The following is a 16,427-nucleotide window of genomic DNA, read 5'->3' as shown; positions in this document are numbered from 1 at the left end:
TTACTCCAAGAATTTGCGCCAAGGCCGGCGCTTGGGATGATTGAGTGGTGTGTAGCTGGAACCTCCCCAAAATTTCTTATTTCGGTTGCGCCAGCGAGTTTTGATTTCTAGCAGCCAGACTTCAAGAGCGCGGTCATCTGTCTTGGTAATGATCGCTAAGATGGGCAGTATTACGATAAGACTGCCCCACAGGATCAAACCAAAGAGCATGGCCGAAACAGCAACGACCATGAACGTGCCCAAGAACCAGACTGTAGGTATCCCAAAGTAAGTAGGCTTACGGCCTAACCCTTTGAAGACTGGGTAATGATGAGGTGTTTGTTTCACCTCCTCTTGGTGTGTTTCCGCCATATTTACTTCCAAAGCAACACAACGATTTCAGCAATCGAACCTGCTAACAGAACTCCAGTGCCCCAACGAACAGCATCATCTTTACGCATGATCTCAGCGGAATACAGCACGGCGATAATGATCCCGATGATCACCGCTGCAATGGGCAAGATAATGTATAAGTTGTCGCGTAGAGACTCTAAAGCAGTCTTACCTTTTGCAAGCCCTCCTGTTTGAGCAGATACAGCAGCAGAGAACAGCATCAACACTAATGCGTTGAACAACTTAATGGCGTGTGTTTTGAAAGATGTGATTGCGATAGACATAAGAACTCCCTGCCCATCCGTAGACAGGCAAAATATAGAAAGAAAAGGAAAATTGCTCAGCGTGTAGGCGTTACAGCCGACACAACGTAAGCGGAAGAATCTGAGTTTTCAGTTGTGGCTTCTGGTAACTCAGGTTGTGGCAAGGAACCGTCTGTGCGGTTTCTGGTAAAACCATCTATTGCGCGATTACGAGTGAAACCATCATTTCCTTTGGGGGCAGTAGTTTCAGTCGCGGTTTGACGTGTTTGCGTTGCAGATGGTTTTAAGGCTGGCACTTTGATACCTGCCTGTGCTAGCACTTTATTGACATAACCATTTTCAAAGCCACGATCGAAATTGCCGGTGTTGTAGCAAGACAAAGCAGCGCGTAGCGCCTGTTGTTCGTCTCCGAACTTACGACTAGCACGCTCATAACATTCAGCTAGCACTGTTTGTGCCGCCTGCAAGTTCGTACACGGTTCAAAAACAGTTTCCGAGGTCAGCCCTAACCACGCCCAGTTCCGAACGTTGATCTGACCTAGTCCTGCATCAAAGTCAGTACCATCTTTAATGAGCTGATCGACGATCGCTACAGCGCTCTCAAGGTCAGTGGGTTGTTCTGCTAAACGTTTGCCTTTGTTGATGCCGATGGCATACGTATTGCCCGTCGATTCATGTTTAACCAATGCCTCCAACGTTGTGGGCGCTATGTTTGGTGCGCATGATGCGGCTAGTAAAGTAAGTTCTGCCAGCATGATTAATACTCGTGGCCAGAGGATGAGCTACGAGGGTACTCCTCCGAGTACAGCCAGCTAGACCCTACGATGCCGGAATGCTCTGCATTCCACTTAGCTTGCGCAGCGTCATATTCACTTGCTTTGACCCAGTACCCTCCTGTCTGAGGATTACCAACATATTTGGTAGACAAGTCATATGTCCATGCATGATCGTTATACGCCACGCAATACGATGGCAAAGCACTCATAGTGACTGTTTTAATTGCCGATATGTCGTAGTAGCTAGAGCCAAAGCCCCAGTTCCTACTTTTATAGCGATATATCGTCTTGCCATAAGTCGCGTTCAAAAACTCCGGATCGCAACGGCCTGCTCCACGAGCGATAGCACGTCTGCGCTCTGTGATTTCAGGTGTCACAGCCATAGGACAAATGGCTAGGAAGTTGAACCGAGCATTAATGGTCTTTTCAAGATCAAAAATACCCTTCGTGTATTTCTTGATATCGAAATAGTGGCTCAAAGCCTCATTACACTCCCCTGGTCGTAGTGAACTAGAGAGGCATAAAAGCGCTTTGCATGACAGAGCATCAATGCCTGTCATTACATCTGATGATTGAGCGTACGACGGTAACGACGCGCAGGCGAACGCCAGCGCACCGATAGCGGTGAGCTTGTTCATGTATTACTCCGTGAAATTAATGCGCCAGAACGGCTAGAAAACTACGGTGATGCTAGAACTACAGGTCTTTATCGAGAAGATTTAACTGCTTCTGCCTATTTTCCTCATTCGCCCTTTGAAGAGCGAGGTGGCTCTTCCGATCTACGATTTCGTCAACCATATTCAATATATTGCCTCTGGTTAGCACACCTTTCTCTTCTAGATGTTTCTTAATTTTGACTCTCAGCTCAGGGTATTTTCTGATGCTTCGGCGGATGAGATATTTTTGTGCTCGCGAGTTTCGGCTGAAGTGCTCACTAAGGTACACGCTAAGTACTGCATAACTTATACAAACAATGAAGATGATAATTGCAGGGATTGCGAGCACTGAAACCCAATACTCGACGTAGTTCCAAATTTCCTGTAGTGAGATTATCTCTTTAGCTCTTTCAGTCCTGCTAGTGATGAGAATGTTCATCCATTATTCCGTGAAATTAACGTGCCAGAACGGCTAGATGAAGTTGGAGTTTATTCTTTCGGGCTGTTTGCAACGTCACCTACTAACGCCCCTTTCAGCATTAAATTCTCGGTGGCGGTGCCATACATGGTGAATAGCAGATAAGCAAAGAACCCAAAGAACACTGTAAGCAAACAGGCAAACAAGGCTCTCTCTAGACTTGTTTGGAATATGATCACTCGGATTGCTGTTACCACGGCCATACAAGTTAGGCCAATAATGATAGCAATAGGCATAAACACCTCCTTGTTTAAAGCAACGAGCAGGCAAGCGCCAGCGCACCAATAGAGGTGAACTTGTTCATGTGTTGCCCTGTGAAATTAACGTGCCAGAACGGCTAGAAAACTACGGTGATGCCAGACCTAAAGGTCTTTATTGAGGAAATCCAACTGTTTTTGTCTCTCATCCTCATCCTCTTGGTTTTGAGCAAGACTGGCCTTCCGATTTTCTATTTCCTCGACCATAACTGTTAGATCATTTTTGGTTAATGCACCTCGCTCCTCTAGATGCTTTTGGATTTTGAGTCTCAGTTCAGGATATTTCTCAATGCTTCGACGAATATCCTTTTCTGTAGCCTTTACAGTTAGTGCCTCTTGCTTGTTGCTCTCCTTTAATTGTCTGGTTATGTGAAAAATGAGCATCGAGACAACTAGTACTGTAGCTGCTGTAAACCATAGCTCCTGTACATCAATCCCTCTCAAGAAATCTTTAGCGTTATCGGCGTGTGCCGGAAACGACGCGCAGGCGAATGCCAGCGCACCGATAGCGGTGAGCTTGTTCATGTATTACTCCGTGAAATTAACGTGCCAGAACGGCTAACGTATTTAATCGTCCCAGAGAGCTAAATCTTTTAATCGTTTTTTCTTTCTCTCATCTCTTAGGCGCTCAGCTTGCTCGGGGTCTATTTTCCCTTCCATTATGTTTTTCATGAGCATTTCCTCAAAAGAGTTTTTTGAATGCCCACCAAAAACAAATTTACCTATTAAGTAGATAAGCCAAACAAACAACAGGCCGAATATGACATAGCTCAGCAGACCAACCATTTTCAGGATGAAATTATCATGGTATGCAGCGTGCTCCAACCCTCCTAACACTAACCACATGAAAAACATGCCTGCTAAAAAAACAATGAGTATGGTTTTTTTCATATTCGCCCCGATTTATAGATTTTCTCTATTCTAGCCTCAACCCAAAGGCTTTATCCCCTCCTCTAGCATTTTTGAATGTGCTGCGTTTATGTTGCTTGGTGATGCTGAAGCTCGCATTAAATGTAGAATTTCAATGATAGCCACTTCACTTTGCATAGTCCGAGTTAAGTCTGAAACGCATATTCGCAAAGCGCGTAACTCATTTAACATGTCGTTATTAGCAGTCAATGTTCTGCGGGCATACTCTGAAATAGAAAGTCCTGCCAATGCCGCCGCTTCGTTAATGTTTTGGTACTGGGATGCTGTGATTCTAAGGCGTAAAAGCTCTGATAAAGGTTCTGACAAGAAGCCTCCTTTGGCGCTCTCGATACAGGTTCGATTCCTGTAAGTTAAGTTCGAAAATCAAGAAAGCATACTAAACCCTCCACTGTAGCCAGTGCGGTTTATGTAGAGGATGCTTAATTCCTAAAAACTCATCATGAAACTGATGTTCATGCATGGACAAAATTTCCTCAATCTTCTGTCCTAACTTTTGCCAGGCCTCAGCTCTTTCTTTAGCATAATCATGATGCATATAATGCCGCCGAACTTTAGAGCCGGCTAGGACATGATTCTGGCACCGGTCAATAACCTCCAGTGGAACCCCTAGAGCCTGCATCATTGTCGCTCCCGTCCTTCTCAAATCATGGGGAGTCCAATCGCCGCGCAACCCGTCCGCTAACACCAGGGCATTACTATTGACTCTGCCCTTGCGAGGTACTGTACGATTTTTGAAACGTATCTGACGATCTGATATTTGTTTTGTAATACTTTTCAAATCCACATGGCCTTGATTGTTTCTTGACGGAAAACACCACTGGCTATTCCCCGTCAGTTTGAAGAGTTCAACGAATTTACTGTGAATGAATTCCGACATGAATATCACATGGTCTTGAATACGACCTTTAGTAGTCACCTTTGGCAAATACCAGATACCCGATTCGAGGTTCACATTCTCCCATCTCGCCTGTAATAACTCACCTATTCTGCATAGAGAACTTAAGCAAAGCCACACTGCAATTTGTGATTTCTTATCCAAGATACTGTTGTGATAGTCTCCCGAAATGCTAGAGAAAATCCTACCCAACTCCCAAATTTCAGCGTTAGACAGAACTCTGTCACGAACACTTTCATAACTTCTAGGAACGAACTGTTTAAGAACTATTTGTGATGCAGGATTGATTGCTCCTATCTCTGCACACCAAGGCTCTCGTTGCATCCCCCATCTGAACAACTGACGAAGACTATTCAGTGTGACTATGGACATCCTTGTTACACCACGCTCTCTTTGTACTCGCAATAAACCTAACAAATGCTCAGAAGCAACCTCGCGCAATCGCACTTGTCCAATAAGAGGCAACACATCCTTACTGAACAATCGCTCTAGTTCATTATTATTGTCTGCTCGAAAAACACCATTTTCTATCCAGGCATAAAAAAAATCTGAAAAGTAAATTTTCTTTGAATTATCTATTTTTATTGAATCAGTGGTTTCTCGAAAAAATCCCATATCAAAATTCTGATTACTCATTAAACACCATATTAATAAGACACCCTATGCTTCGGTAGCTCCTAAAACCAGACCTATCCTTGACTATGATGATATAAGCTCTCTCTGCTAAGATTAGGCCATCTTTAATCAGGAAAAAAAGGGGGAGGTAAATGAGCAGCAGATGGATTAATAAATTCAATGAGCACCCATTCCAGCCGGTATGGAAAGAGCTTATGGAACAACTAGTAGTGTTAGAAGCTGATGATAAAACCGTCACGACTACGGTAGAAGAGCTAGCAAGGCTAAAAAAAGTGCTAGCTTTTATCGATGAAGTATTGAGAAATTGTGATCCAGAGCTCACTCCTCCATCCGTCCTAGATCAAAGTAAAGAGCAAGCAGCCAACTGTTTGGCTCAAGCTAAGGCATATATTACGAATAAAAAAATCTCGCACTTAACGCAGGCCAATACTCATGCTGATAATTTATTAACCTATGTTCGCCCCTATATGGTTGTTCCTGAGCAAGCACTCGATGCCTATGGAAAAGCTATACAAGCTTTCTCTACACAAGTTTCCAGCAACATAGAATCTTTCCAGAAAAAAGCTCTAGAAACGCAAGAAAGTCTTCAGTTAGCTGCCACAAAAGCACAGGAACAACAGCAGAACATTGAGCAAATCGAAGTTCGCGTTAAAGAGTTTGATGCTTACGTATTTTCTGGGATAGGTGGCAATGACCCCGCTAAGAAATACTTTGAGGATATGATTTCTGAAGTAAAAGAATCGCATACTCAAGTACTAGAACTACATAAATCTTTATTGACTGCTCCTGATTCCACTGCTAAGGAAATATCAGACTTCCAAGAGAAAATCAAAAGCCTACATGAGTCTATGAGCGCAATGTCAGCAACATCTGCTACTGTTCACGACAAGCTTCGAGAGTTTTATCTAAGCATCTATGGTTCACCAGACAGTACAGCTGGCCAGGAAGGTCTCAAACATGAATTAGACACTCGACTTGTGCAACTTGAAGAGTACGAAAAAGATCAGAAGGCACGTCATGAGACAATGTTCGACACTATTGAAGCTCTTCTGCCTGGTGCAACAAGTGCTGGACTTGCCTCGGCATACAAAACACTTAAAGAGACATTTAACGAACCAATTAGAAAATACACCAGAGCCTTCTATTACTCCTTAGGTTTTGTACTTCTTACTGGCCTTGCCCTAGTAACAGATAGCGCCAGTGCTTGGCCTCCCAGCATTGAGTTCATACAGCCGCGATCGTGGGAAGAAATGCTTCGCTCACTTTTAACTCGTGCCCCTTTCATCCTACCTGCCATTTGGTTAGCCATTTTCTCGGCGACCAGACGTAGCCAATATGAAAGGCTCCAGCAAGAGTATGCACATAAGGAAGCACTATCCTCATCGTACGAAAGCTATAAACAACAACTCCGTGGTCTTCAGGATGGTGCTGAGGATTTACAGAAAGCACTCATCGAAAAAGCCATAGATGCTATAGCGTATAACGCATCAACAACACTTGACGCTAATCACACGGAAAGCCCCCCTACGATTAACTTACCTAAGAATTTTAGTATTAAAGAGTTATGGGAGTTTTTAGAGGCAAAGAAAGACAATAAATAGCATCACTTTGATGGGGTGCAAGGGGTCGAAGGTTCAAATCCTTCCGTTCCGACCAAGAATACTCTAGGAAAATCAAGGGTTTACAGTTCACCGGACTATAAACCCTTTTCCTTTTATATTTACCGTGCGTGACTTTTGCGTGACAACTAACATCATGCTCTTCTTTTCAAAAGGGTCCACACGGGGGTCTGTTGATAGTTAGCAATGATCCTATTTGCATACTCAACGAGTTTTCCAAGCTCGGCACCTGAGTAATGCGATGTCACGCTGCCATTAGTATGACCAAGCAAAACCCTACGATCTTCCTCTGGCACATCTGCTGCCCTAGCCTTGCGACACGCAGAATCCTTCCTCCTCCTACGCATTGCTGTGCCGTTATCGATCACGTGAATAGACCGCCTGAGTTCTATACTCACGAGGAACCAACTCCAACACTTGTTGTTGATTTCTGATGCTGCACATACGACCACGTTACTACTATGCGCAGCAAGTCTCTTTGCATGGAGACAATGGATAGTTGCCTCAAACTCCCTCATTTTGAGCAAGAGTTTTTTCAGAAAAAGCCCCCCTAGGAAGCATCTGGATTGCATGTGTTACTATCCCTGCACTCTAGGAAAAGCCATGATCAAAAACGTTGAAATTAGTGTAGTTATACCCGTCTACAATGTAGAAAAATACCTTCCGGACTTAATCAACTCATTAACTAAGCAAACCAATCCAAATTTTGAGTTTATTTTTGTGAATGATGGCTCTACGGACTCAAGCGAGGCCATAGTAGTAGAAGCCTGCCATGCTGATTCTAGATTCAGAATAATTAATAAAGAAAATGGTGGCCTATCTAGCGCCCGCAACACAGGCATCAAACATGCAGTAGGCACATGGATTTGCTTTATAGACTCTGACGACTGGATAACACCAGACTCACTACAGAGACTGCTAGCCCAAGCAAAAGAACAGGAGGTGGATGTAATTATCGGCAACGGGTTTAGATTCACCAACAATCCAGAAGAGAGTGTAAGAAACCCACTGCTCACAAAACAACCTTGGGGAGATACCCTTGACGGGAAGCAATGGATTATCCGCTCAGTAGAGCTAAAAGAATGGCCTCACTTTGCCTGGCTACAGCTCATTAAACGAGATGTTATTCTAAGCAAAAATCTTCAATTTATTGAAGGAATGGTTCATGAAGACATTCTATGGACTACAAACTTGGCATTACAAGTCTCAAAAATAGGTTTTGTTCAAGAGCCTTTTTACGGATATAGACAAAACCAAAGCTCTATTACTGGTTCCACATCAGTACAATCAATCTATAGAAGAGCAAATAGTTATATAGAAATAATTCGGGCATTGGCCAAAAAATCTCTAGAGACCGATGATATAAAACTTCGTAAATCACTACTTTTGCAGGCCAACCGTGAGTGTGGCCATTTCTTTGCTCTGATAAGAAAAAAATTAACAGCTCACAAGATAAGAAAAGAACTGGCAAAAAAATTTATAGCTTTAGGCCTACCCTCGATAATCTTGAAAGAACGTTCAGAAATCAGTGCCTTTTGGTTAACTTTTCGCTGCTTCTTGGTCTGCTATTTTTACGCGCTACGTCGGTATTGATAGCCCCTATTTGTAGAACTGCTCACTACTGCCTACCTGTGTCACTGCGCATCATAGCAAAGGACTTATAGCTTTTGCTGCATTACGTCCTTTTCTATGTCTGATAGCACAGTAACCAAGATCTGCACGCACTTTACAGCTGCTTCCTCCTCCTAGCCCTCGCAGTCCTTTTCGCTATCACCGTAGTACGTATACGCCTGTACCCAATCACCACACCCGTTGCACTACCTAATAGCCCACCCACACTCAGCAGAATCAGCACCACATTACGCAGTGTTTCCGCCCGCAGCATTGCCGGTAGATCCCAGCTATGCAACAGCTCAAACCACCACCTTTCTGATCGCTGGTGGTTGTCCATAATGCTTTCTATCTCGCCTGTGCGAGGGTCTATGTGCACCCAGTTGTTATCTGGATCCGCAAACTGAATACGCAAAATGGGGAGTGGTTTTTCTCGTGCGCCACGCATGGCTTGTGGCGCTCTGGTGTAGTAGTAGGTGTCGTACTGCTCTAGGCGCTGAACAGACTCGATGGGGAAATCAAATAAATGTTTAGCCGCCGCCACCAATTGATGCTCGTCCATGTGCTGCAGGATAGTAGTTGGCCCATCTCCTACGGCAGGCATCACTGCGGTTTGGTTATCTGCGTTGCGCCCAACCAGATACGGATAGCCATCTATCAGTGTCCACTGTATTTCTCGCAGACTACCTGCCGGCATGGCAGCTATGAAATCATTGGCGGATTTATCAAACCAGGTTGCACTCAAGGCTTTACCTTGATAGGCGGCTTTATTGGCTATTTGGTTAGGTGAAAACACACCAAACGGGTTCATAGAGAGCAACCCACTAAGTATCCACGCTAACGTTATAGCGCAAAACAACAAACCCGAAATATGGTGCCACCGCATGGCTCTGGATGGGTACGGCGTTCTCGCCCCTGAACGGTAAGGTTTACGAAAACGCCAGCGCCATATCCCTACTACTGTACCCGCTATAGTGCTAACTACAGCCACCGCTGACAGCACTACGATTAACCAATGCCATATGGGGTCTGGTGTGGGCCCTCTAAACATATATAACCAATGTAGCCATGCCCCTACGTAGTTCCAGTTACGCGTGTGTGCGTCTGCAAGCAACACCACTTCCCCTGTGCGTGATGAGACGTAGACAATCGTATCCGCCTCGTCGTTTGCTCGCACTTTATGTAACGGCCTGTGTGGTTGCAGCACACCTGAGCGTGTCCACATATCAGCCTCAACCAAGCCCTCGTAGGTTGCACTACCCTGTAAATAATGCGTGACTGAATCTACAGCGTTTTGCGCAGTGATAGGGGCTAAGAGCACACCTGTTTGAGCATCTACGGCGTGAACGTTGCGCCCTTGTACGATGTGGTATTGCGGCTTTCCTCCTACCGCCACCACACGTACACTGTTCACCACGCCATCGGCAGACGGCACGGCCTCTAACGCTGTTTGCAAGGGCACACAACAGGATGCTTGCTGCAAAGGCCCTACCCGCGCTATATGCTCCCACGGGTAGAGCTTGGGATACCCCACAAACAGCATCACAATGCCGCTAAAAAACCAAAGCACCATGAGGATGGCCACTGCCACCCCGCTCCACCGATGTAACCAATACACAAAACTTTTGGGATTACGTAGCAGTAGCATTCTCGCCCCCTACCTAGAATGCCGCACGTAGTGTCAACTCGTACGTACGAGGAGCACCAGCGTAATAGTAGGAAATACTGTTGGTGCCTACCGCATAAGTCTCATTAGTTACATTACGCACGCGCCCTGATAATGTCAGGTTAGAGCTCAACTTATACGACACGCCTAGGTCTAATAAGGTGTAAGCAGGTACGTAATAAGTGTTTGCGACATCGCCGTACATCCTACTAACATGTCGCACCGCTGCACTGGCTGTCCATTGCGGGAGGAAATCATAATCCACCCATAGATTGGCCACTAGATTAGGCACGTTGACAGGTCTCTTGCCCGCCATAGAAACTGTGTCATTGCCTATCTTTTGAGAAAAGCTTTTGTACTCGGCATCCACATAAGCCAGATTCGCATGCAGTCTCACGGTATGGATGGGCTGTAGGCCCACAGATAGCTCTACACCTCGCGCCGACTGTTTACCCGCTTGTACGGTAGTACGAGGATCTTGGGGATCAGGCGTTGCCACGTTTTTGCGTTGTATGTCATACGCCGCTACACCAACCGTTAATTTATCGTCCCAAAAGTTAAATCGTCCACCTACTTCAAACTGCCTACCCGTACTGAGTTTGTCGTTATTGTTCAGGTTGGCATAGCTGCTGCTAACTAAGCTGCCTGCCGGTGCATCGGCCGATGTTGCATACTGCGCGTACAGATTCACCCCTGGAGCAGGATCCCACACCAGACCTAGCCTTCCCGTCGTAGCCGAGTAATTGCGCCCAAAGTGGGCTGGGTTTGTGGCACTAGGGGTACGGTAATTCGTCAAATCCAGCTTTAAACGTTCATAACGTAAGGCTGTGATGAGCTGCAACGTGCTAGAGAGTTCGGTGCGGTTTTCTGCAGACACGGCCAAGGTACGCAATCGGGTACGCCTGTCTTTTTGGAGGTTATCAACCATCCCGGGGATGTCGAAAAAATCCTCTACCTCGAAATCGTACGGGTCCACCACACTCAGATACGTTCCACCATAAGGCGAGTTAGTGCGATAACTCACGTTGGTATCTAGTGCAAATGCCCAATCACTGCTCAGACCTGCAATATTCCCCTGATGAGTCAGTTCCATTCTATTGCCGTACAGTCTATGATCGTGGCGCTGTAGATAGGGGCCACTACGCATCACTGCGCTGTTATCAGCCGTGTAGTTATAGTTTTCTACGTTACGGAAATCACGCCGTGTGTCATACCAGTACGCCGTATTTTTAAATTGCCAACTGTCAGCAATCTTGTAGTCCACAATAGATCGCAGCCACTGCACGCGCTGCTCATAACGAGCATCTCTACTGTTGTAGTTTTTCTTAAGCGTCTTTGAGTCAATTTTGAGCTCGCCTTCTTTGGGGTTCAACACCGGGGTACCAAAATAGGGGCTGCGCTCTACTTCTGTCTGATACTCGTAAGCCAAGGTATGCGACAAGCTAGGTGTGAAGTCAGACAGTAGCGATAGTGCCATTTGATTGGTACGTGACGAGTTACGCTCCACCCAACCATCACCATCTCTATGCAATGCATCAATACGCACATAATGCGCGGGGCCACCATCCTGCCCACTAAGTTGTCTATTAAGCCCTATGCCTACACTACGTAAATCGTTAGACCCTATACGTACTTGAGCATCGTAAAACTCGTCCCGCTGCGCCAACTTACTGATGTAATTAATCGTGCCGCCTACCGCACCTGCCCCAGATAGAAAGCCTGATGGCCCACCTATGACCTCTACTCTGTCATAGATCCAACTGTCTACGGGGCGCGTTGCTTGGCCCGTGTCTTGAAGATTAATGCCGTTATACAAAACGGCCACTTGGCCCGAGGTAAAGCCTCTATAGCTAACATTGATCGCACCGGGAGGAGACGAGGCACTCATGCCTGGCACGCCCCTTAGCATTTCCTGTGTATTGTCTGCGGCACGCTGTTCAATGGTTGCTCGATCAATGACCGTTACCGTGGCAGGCGTTTCGCTAATTTTGAGCCCTAAACGGCTAGCCGTAGACGTTACCGCTTCAAAGTTCACCGGCCCATTGACGACACTTGTCTGTAAGCCACGCACCTGAATGGGGGTTAATGTGGATGTTTGTACGCGTTCATCAACGCGAGGGATAGGGTCTGAAGTAGTCGCATAAGCAACTGCTACAGGGCACGAAGCCAGCACCGCTGCCGTGCCAATCTGATGAATATATTTTTGCATGTTGTAGCCAACGACTGGATACACCGCTGCGGGTGTTCTCCAATGTGAAACACAAGACATAACCACGTCTACGCAGGCTGCCTGCCCTACAAGATGCAGCAACCCAAGCATAAACATGGATACATCACGACTAAACGCTACGCTTTCATTCGTATTAGTAGTGCATCAACGCTGATCAACAGCGCCTGCATGCATGAAAACGTAGGCTGGGCGAAATGCGCAGCGTTAGCTCACAACAGGCGGGGCTCTAGGGCCTAGCGGTGGGCCCTGAGTAACAAAACTGGGGACATGTACCTGATCGGTACGTATCAATAACGGTGATTGTCGTAGTACTGGCCTAGGCTGTTCTATGCCTTCTGGTGGCGTCATCGTCGCTTGCAGCGACAACACACCAAAGACACAGTCCATATCGCCACTAGCCGAAGACGAGTCATCATGACCCGACTCTGGGGCAAAACGCAGTGTACTTACTGCGCCATCAGCCGTACAAAACGTCAGCGCCAACTGCCCATTCTGGGCAGCCGCCGCATCGGGCATATAGCCTGCAGGCACCAACCCCCGTATCACTATCGCAAGCAAAAGCAGCCACAGCAACGAGCGTTGTATGGCCCAACTTAGGTTTTGCGAGATACGTGGAAGGAAAAACATGCTGGCAATTATATAGCTTTAGATAACAACAGCCGTATACCAGCATAACCAAATGCTATCGCCAGCACACCCTCAATCCAGCGGCGTGCTTTTAAATACGAACGGATCATAGGTGCTGTAGAAAACACAATGGCATACCCTCCAAACACCACAACACTTAACATCACGCAACCAAAGACTATTGCCAGCAACGTAGTAGTGGAAGAGTCCGGTCTAAGTCCTAGAGACATAATTGCTATCCATGCCAAGACCGCTTTGGGATTGGTCAGATGCAGCAAAAGACCACGCCTATAAATTTGCCACTTATGGGCAGGTAAGCGGGCCACTACTGAGGAAGGTATTTTGGCGCTGAGTGCAGACTTGGCTGCTTTGTAAGCCAAATACAGCAGGTACAGACCACCCGCTATTTTGATGACGAATAGTGCATTAGCATAGGTAGCAAGTATTGCTGAAATCCCTGTAGCCGCCATCACAGCCCAAAACAAACTACCAGTGATTACACCGAACGCCAACAGCAAGGCAGAGCCTCGGCCTTGGCTCATCGCCATTCCCATGATGGCCATATTACTGGGCCCTGGACTTGCTGTTGCAATCACATAGGCCATGTAAACCATCAAAAGCTGCTGTAGGTGTTCCATAATATGAACCTTTGGTTATCGCTAGGCAGAGTCGTTGGATTCCGAGCATATCACCAAAATAGCACTGTAACGATGCACCTTTCACCGACTGCTCATGCGTTGAAGCGGTTGAGGCTTACCGCGTTCAACAAAAAACCGCCCTAAGGCGGTTTACTAACGAGCTGAGAACAAACCGTGTTATCGGGATTGGTTCTCAAATTCCTGCTTAATCTCGGGGAATTTCGTGAAAATACTGCTTCTAGCGTGTGATATATCGGCGACTACCGTGTTTGCTGCTGCTTGCATCGCACCTTCAACGCGTTTTTGCATATCGCTCTTAGGGCCTGTTAACAGCTCTTGTCGCACATCGTATTTATATACAATCAGAGTAGTATCCCCAGAAGGAGTGCTGTCAGCATACGGTACAGGCACTACCAGTGGAAGCTCAATGGCTACCGTCACACTTACTGCACACAGAGAAGCTGGTGTCAGTTGATACCCAATTGCGCTAACAAGCAGCCCTTTTGCTCTTGAGCCTACTCTGTCAGCAATTTGGAAACCATTTTGTTTAAGCTCGGCTTCCATGGTGTCTTTCAAGGCAGCAGTATTAGACAAACACCCATCTGCAACTTGCTCCGACACTTTAACGTGGAAGCTATCTATAGTACTGATTAATGCCTCTTCTCCACCGTCTAGCAGAAGCGAATGCCCATTGGCATGAGCCGTAGCCCCCGCCATCGACAAACATACGGCGGCGGATAATGCGATTACAGAACTGTTTACTGCTTTTACTTTCATGCCATTCCCACTCTGTTGACCAATCATCGTCAAACTATTTAGTTTCGTAACGCATGCAAGTGTAAATCTTCAGCAAACACCTCTGCAATCAAATGATGACTAGCGTTCTATACTCCCCCACTGCGTAGGTGCTTACACCATACGGCTCCATACCTGATCACGCTTGATGGCTTTATGCGAGATGGCAGCGCCTACATGACCGACAATCAAGGCCAGCAACAACCAAGCCAAGACACCATGTGCGGCATTACCCACTGAAATCATCCAGCTAATTTTCGGCTCACTGGCTTCCCAGAGTGAAATCCCAAATGGTGCGAATGCACGACCAGAACCATAGCTACGTAATAATGCCAGTAGCGGCACAATGAGCATCAACGCATACAACAACTTGTGCCCTAGACTGGCCAACTTGCCATTACAGGTGTCAGCGGGTTGGGGGCGACTACGCGCATTACGCCCCAACCATCCCAAACGCAGCATTATCAAGACAAACAGCACCGCGCCTAACGGCCCGTGTGTACCCAGAAAAAAATACGTGAGCGGCGTTTCTCCTAGGATAATTAATAGCCCCATCCCTACGAACTGCCATAGGAAGATGGCACCCATCCCCCAATGCAATACCCTAGAAACCAAACCATAACGCTCGTGATTGTCCTGCATCTTATACTCCATCGTGATTGTGTTGTGACGTAGTTTGCTACGCTTAGGCGCTCCAACCATCTATATGAGAAAGCGCTTCGTTCACCGCAAAAATCTTGGCATTCACATAAGGGATACCAGCTTGCTTTAAGCGATCCGAATGCAATGCTAGGTAACGCTCTGCATTGGCTTTATCGGCAAACAGGTAGATCCCCCCGGCTTCATTCTCAGCGGCGTTCTCTGTCCATATTTTCCAAATCAGGCCAGACTCTTTGGCGATAGATTGCGCTAAGCTTTCCATCGCAGGAACCATCTCTGCTCCCCATGGACCGGCGTAAGGAAAATCAACTTGAAGTACATAATGCATTGTGTGCTCCTTGTGGTAGTAACGATCGCTATACTTAGGCAGCGATGGCTTCTTTAAGAGCCGTAAGAAGCTGCTCTGTTGTTACCATGCCTACTGCTAGCGCTGACACCTCACCATTACGCTCCAACAAAATCGTAGGAAAAGAACGTACCCCCCATTGTCGGCAACGTACAAACTCCTGATGTACGGCCTGCTTGGCTTCGGGTGAGTCAAATAACGCATTGAACTCGGTCACATCCAACCCTAAACGCGTGCAAAGTTCAGCGTAGAAATCCACCTTTGTGGTGTCTTGCCCTTCTACATAAAATTTCTGCTGCACAGCGGAGAAGAACTGTTGTACTACCACCTCAGGCAAGCTATGTTTAGCTTGAAGTAACTTTACGGTCGATACGGCGCGGCATGCGGGCTCGGTATCGTAGTTAAAGTGTGGTGTCTCTAAGAGCGTAAAACCAAAAGGCTGGCCAGTGACTTGAGCAATGTGCTGCCACTCATTACGCAGGAAATCTTTAAATTGTGGGCTCCAGGGATCTCCACCGCCTGCCCGCAAGCCACCCATAGTGAGCGTAAACGCTATGCCTTCCCCTGCACAAAAGTCGGCTAATGCATTAACGGTGGGTGAAATACCCCAGCACCAGGAACACATAGGATCGCCCACATAATGCACAGATGGCCCCTGACGTAATGCAGGCGTTGTGCGAGTGGCCGTATCTGACTCAGGCAATATACACGCACCGGTAACGGGATCACAATTCATCATTTGTACAGACTCCTTCTGGGTTAGCTCTGTACAGTTTACGCAGCCAGCACACACTCAGTAAGGGGTTTATTATGATTTCATTGTTCAATAATGCTGAACAATGAAAATACTCGGCATCCTCTTATTACTTATATAAACCATGACTTACAGAACAATATCTTGCGCATAGTCGTTCACTAAACAAGCACGAGAATGTGCTTAAATACATATATTGTTCACTATTCATTACCAAT

General features: G+C 46.4%; 19 protein-coding genes. 2 read left to right on the top strand and 17 right to left on the bottom strand.

The annotated features are described in order from the left end of the window. From ACLPHM_RS02735 to ACLPHM_RS02695, 9 genes are all read right to left on the bottom strand, one after another. Positions 1-351, bottom strand: coding sequence for a VirB3 family type IV secretion system protein (locus ACLPHM_RS02735; RefSeq protein WP_430219743.1), 351 nt, complete (start codon positions 349-351; stop codon positions 1-3). Between the two features lie 2 nt (positions 352-353). Continuing rightward, on the bottom strand, positions 354-656 hold the full coding sequence (locus ACLPHM_RS02730) for a TrbC/VirB2 family protein (protein ID WP_430219741.1): 303 nt from the start codon (positions 654-656) through the stop codon (positions 354-356). A gap of 56 nt (positions 657-712) precedes the next feature. Next, positions 713-1,390 carry a lytic transglycosylase domain-containing protein gene (locus ACLPHM_RS02725; protein ID WP_430219740.1) on the bottom strand — a complete coding sequence of 226 codons (678 nt, stop codon included), beginning with the start codon at positions 1,388-1,390 and terminating at the stop codon, positions 713-715. Positions 1,391-1,392: 2 nt separating this feature from the next. Further along, complete coding sequence (locus tag ACLPHM_RS02720) at positions 1,393-2,049, bottom strand: TrbM/KikA/MpfK family conjugal transfer protein (RefSeq protein WP_430219739.1); 657 nt, start codon at positions 2,047-2,049, stop codon at positions 1,393-1,395. 507 nt (positions 2,050-2,556) lie between these two features. Beyond that, entirely contained in the window at positions 2,557-2,781 is a 225-nt protein-coding gene (locus tag ACLPHM_RS02715) for a hypothetical protein (RefSeq protein WP_430219738.1), read from the bottom strand. Between the two features lie 126 nt (positions 2,782-2,907). Further along, positions 2,908-3,327, bottom strand: a complete 420-nt coding sequence (locus ACLPHM_RS02710; RefSeq protein WP_430219737.1) for a hypothetical protein — start codon at positions 3,325-3,327, stop codon at positions 2,908-2,910. Positions 3,328-3,369: 42 nt separating this feature from the next. Next, positions 3,370-3,693 carry a hypothetical protein gene (locus tag ACLPHM_RS02705; RefSeq protein WP_430219736.1) on the bottom strand — a complete coding sequence of 108 codons (324 nt, stop codon included), beginning with the start codon at positions 3,691-3,693 and terminating at the stop codon, positions 3,370-3,372. A gap of 36 nt (positions 3,694-3,729) precedes the next feature. Beyond that, a complete protein-coding gene (locus ACLPHM_RS02700; RefSeq protein ID WP_430219735.1) occupies positions 3,730-4,038 on the bottom strand; it encodes a plasmid mobilization protein in 309 nt (102 codons plus the stop codon). Positions 4,039-4,108: 70 nt separating this feature from the next. Next, positions 4,109-5,263, bottom strand: coding sequence for a tyrosine-type recombinase/integrase (locus ACLPHM_RS02695; RefSeq protein ID WP_430219734.1), 1,155 nt, complete (start codon positions 5,261-5,263; stop codon positions 4,109-4,111). 131 nt (positions 5,264-5,394) lie between these two features. Between ACLPHM_RS02695 and ACLPHM_RS02690 the strand changes: the two genes are divergently transcribed. Both ACLPHM_RS02690 and ACLPHM_RS02685 read left to right on the top strand, forming a co-directional pair. Next, positions 5,395-6,864 carry a hypothetical protein gene (locus ACLPHM_RS02690; RefSeq protein ID WP_430219733.1) on the top strand — a complete coding sequence of 490 codons (1,470 nt, stop codon included), beginning with the start codon at positions 5,395-5,397 and terminating at the stop codon, positions 6,862-6,864. A 621-nt stretch (positions 6,865-7,485) separates the two neighbouring features. Further along, the gene (locus ACLPHM_RS02685) at positions 7,486-8,475 is read left to right on the top strand and encodes a glycosyltransferase (protein ID WP_430219732.1); all 990 of its coding nucleotides are present in this window, start codon (positions 7,486-7,488) and stop codon (positions 8,473-8,475) included. 133 nt (positions 8,476-8,608) lie between these two features. On the opposite strand, the gene ACLPHM_RS02680 is transcribed toward ACLPHM_RS02685, so the two are convergent. The 8 genes from ACLPHM_RS02680 to ACLPHM_RS02645 all read right to left on the bottom strand — a co-directional run bounded on the left by ACLPHM_RS02680 (position 8,609) and on the right by ACLPHM_RS02645 (position 16,194). Further along, complete coding sequence (locus ACLPHM_RS02680; protein WP_430219731.1) at positions 8,609-10,141, bottom strand: PepSY domain-containing protein; 1,533 nt, start codon at positions 10,139-10,141, stop codon at positions 8,609-8,611. 13 nt (positions 10,142-10,154) lie between these two features. Further along, positions 10,155-12,368, bottom strand: a complete 2,214-nt coding sequence (locus ACLPHM_RS02675) for a TonB-dependent receptor (RefSeq protein ID WP_430219730.1) — start codon at positions 12,366-12,368, stop codon at positions 10,155-10,157. A gap of 225 nt (positions 12,369-12,593) precedes the next feature. Beyond that, complete coding sequence (locus tag ACLPHM_RS02670; RefSeq protein WP_430219729.1) at positions 12,594-13,016, bottom strand: DUF2946 family protein; 423 nt, start codon at positions 13,014-13,016, stop codon at positions 12,594-12,596. A gap of 8 nt (positions 13,017-13,024) precedes the next feature. Beyond that, positions 13,025-13,654 (bottom strand): LysE family translocator, encoded by a 630-nt coding sequence (locus ACLPHM_RS02665; protein WP_430219728.1) that lies wholly within the window; start codon positions 13,652-13,654, stop codon positions 13,025-13,027. Positions 13,655-13,831: 177 nt separating this feature from the next. Then, the gene (locus ACLPHM_RS02660; RefSeq protein WP_430219727.1) at positions 13,832-14,431 is read right to left on the bottom strand and encodes a hypothetical protein; all 600 of its coding nucleotides are present in this window, start codon (positions 14,429-14,431) and stop codon (positions 13,832-13,834) included. A gap of 132 nt (positions 14,432-14,563) precedes the next feature. Beyond that, entirely contained in the window at positions 14,564-15,091 is a 528-nt protein-coding gene (locus tag ACLPHM_RS02655; protein WP_430219726.1) for a cytochrome b, read from the bottom strand. A gap of 43 nt (positions 15,092-15,134) precedes the next feature. Further along, positions 15,135-15,437, bottom strand: a complete 303-nt coding sequence (locus ACLPHM_RS02650) for a monooxygenase (RefSeq protein ID WP_430219725.1) — start codon at positions 15,435-15,437, stop codon at positions 15,135-15,137. 34 nt (positions 15,438-15,471) lie between these two features. Continuing rightward, positions 15,472-16,194, bottom strand: a complete 723-nt coding sequence (locus ACLPHM_RS02645; RefSeq protein WP_430219724.1) for a DsbA family protein — start codon at positions 16,192-16,194, stop codon at positions 15,472-15,474. Between the last annotated feature and the right edge of the window lie 233 nt (positions 16,195-16,427).

This window comes from Paenalcaligenes sp. Me131, from assembly GCF_050487225.1.
Lineage (GTDB): Bacteria > Pseudomonadota > Gammaproteobacteria > Burkholderiales > Burkholderiaceae_B > Paenalcaligenes.
Note: the sequence above shows the minus strand (reverse complement) of the source record. Positions and strands in the feature narration are given on the sequence as shown.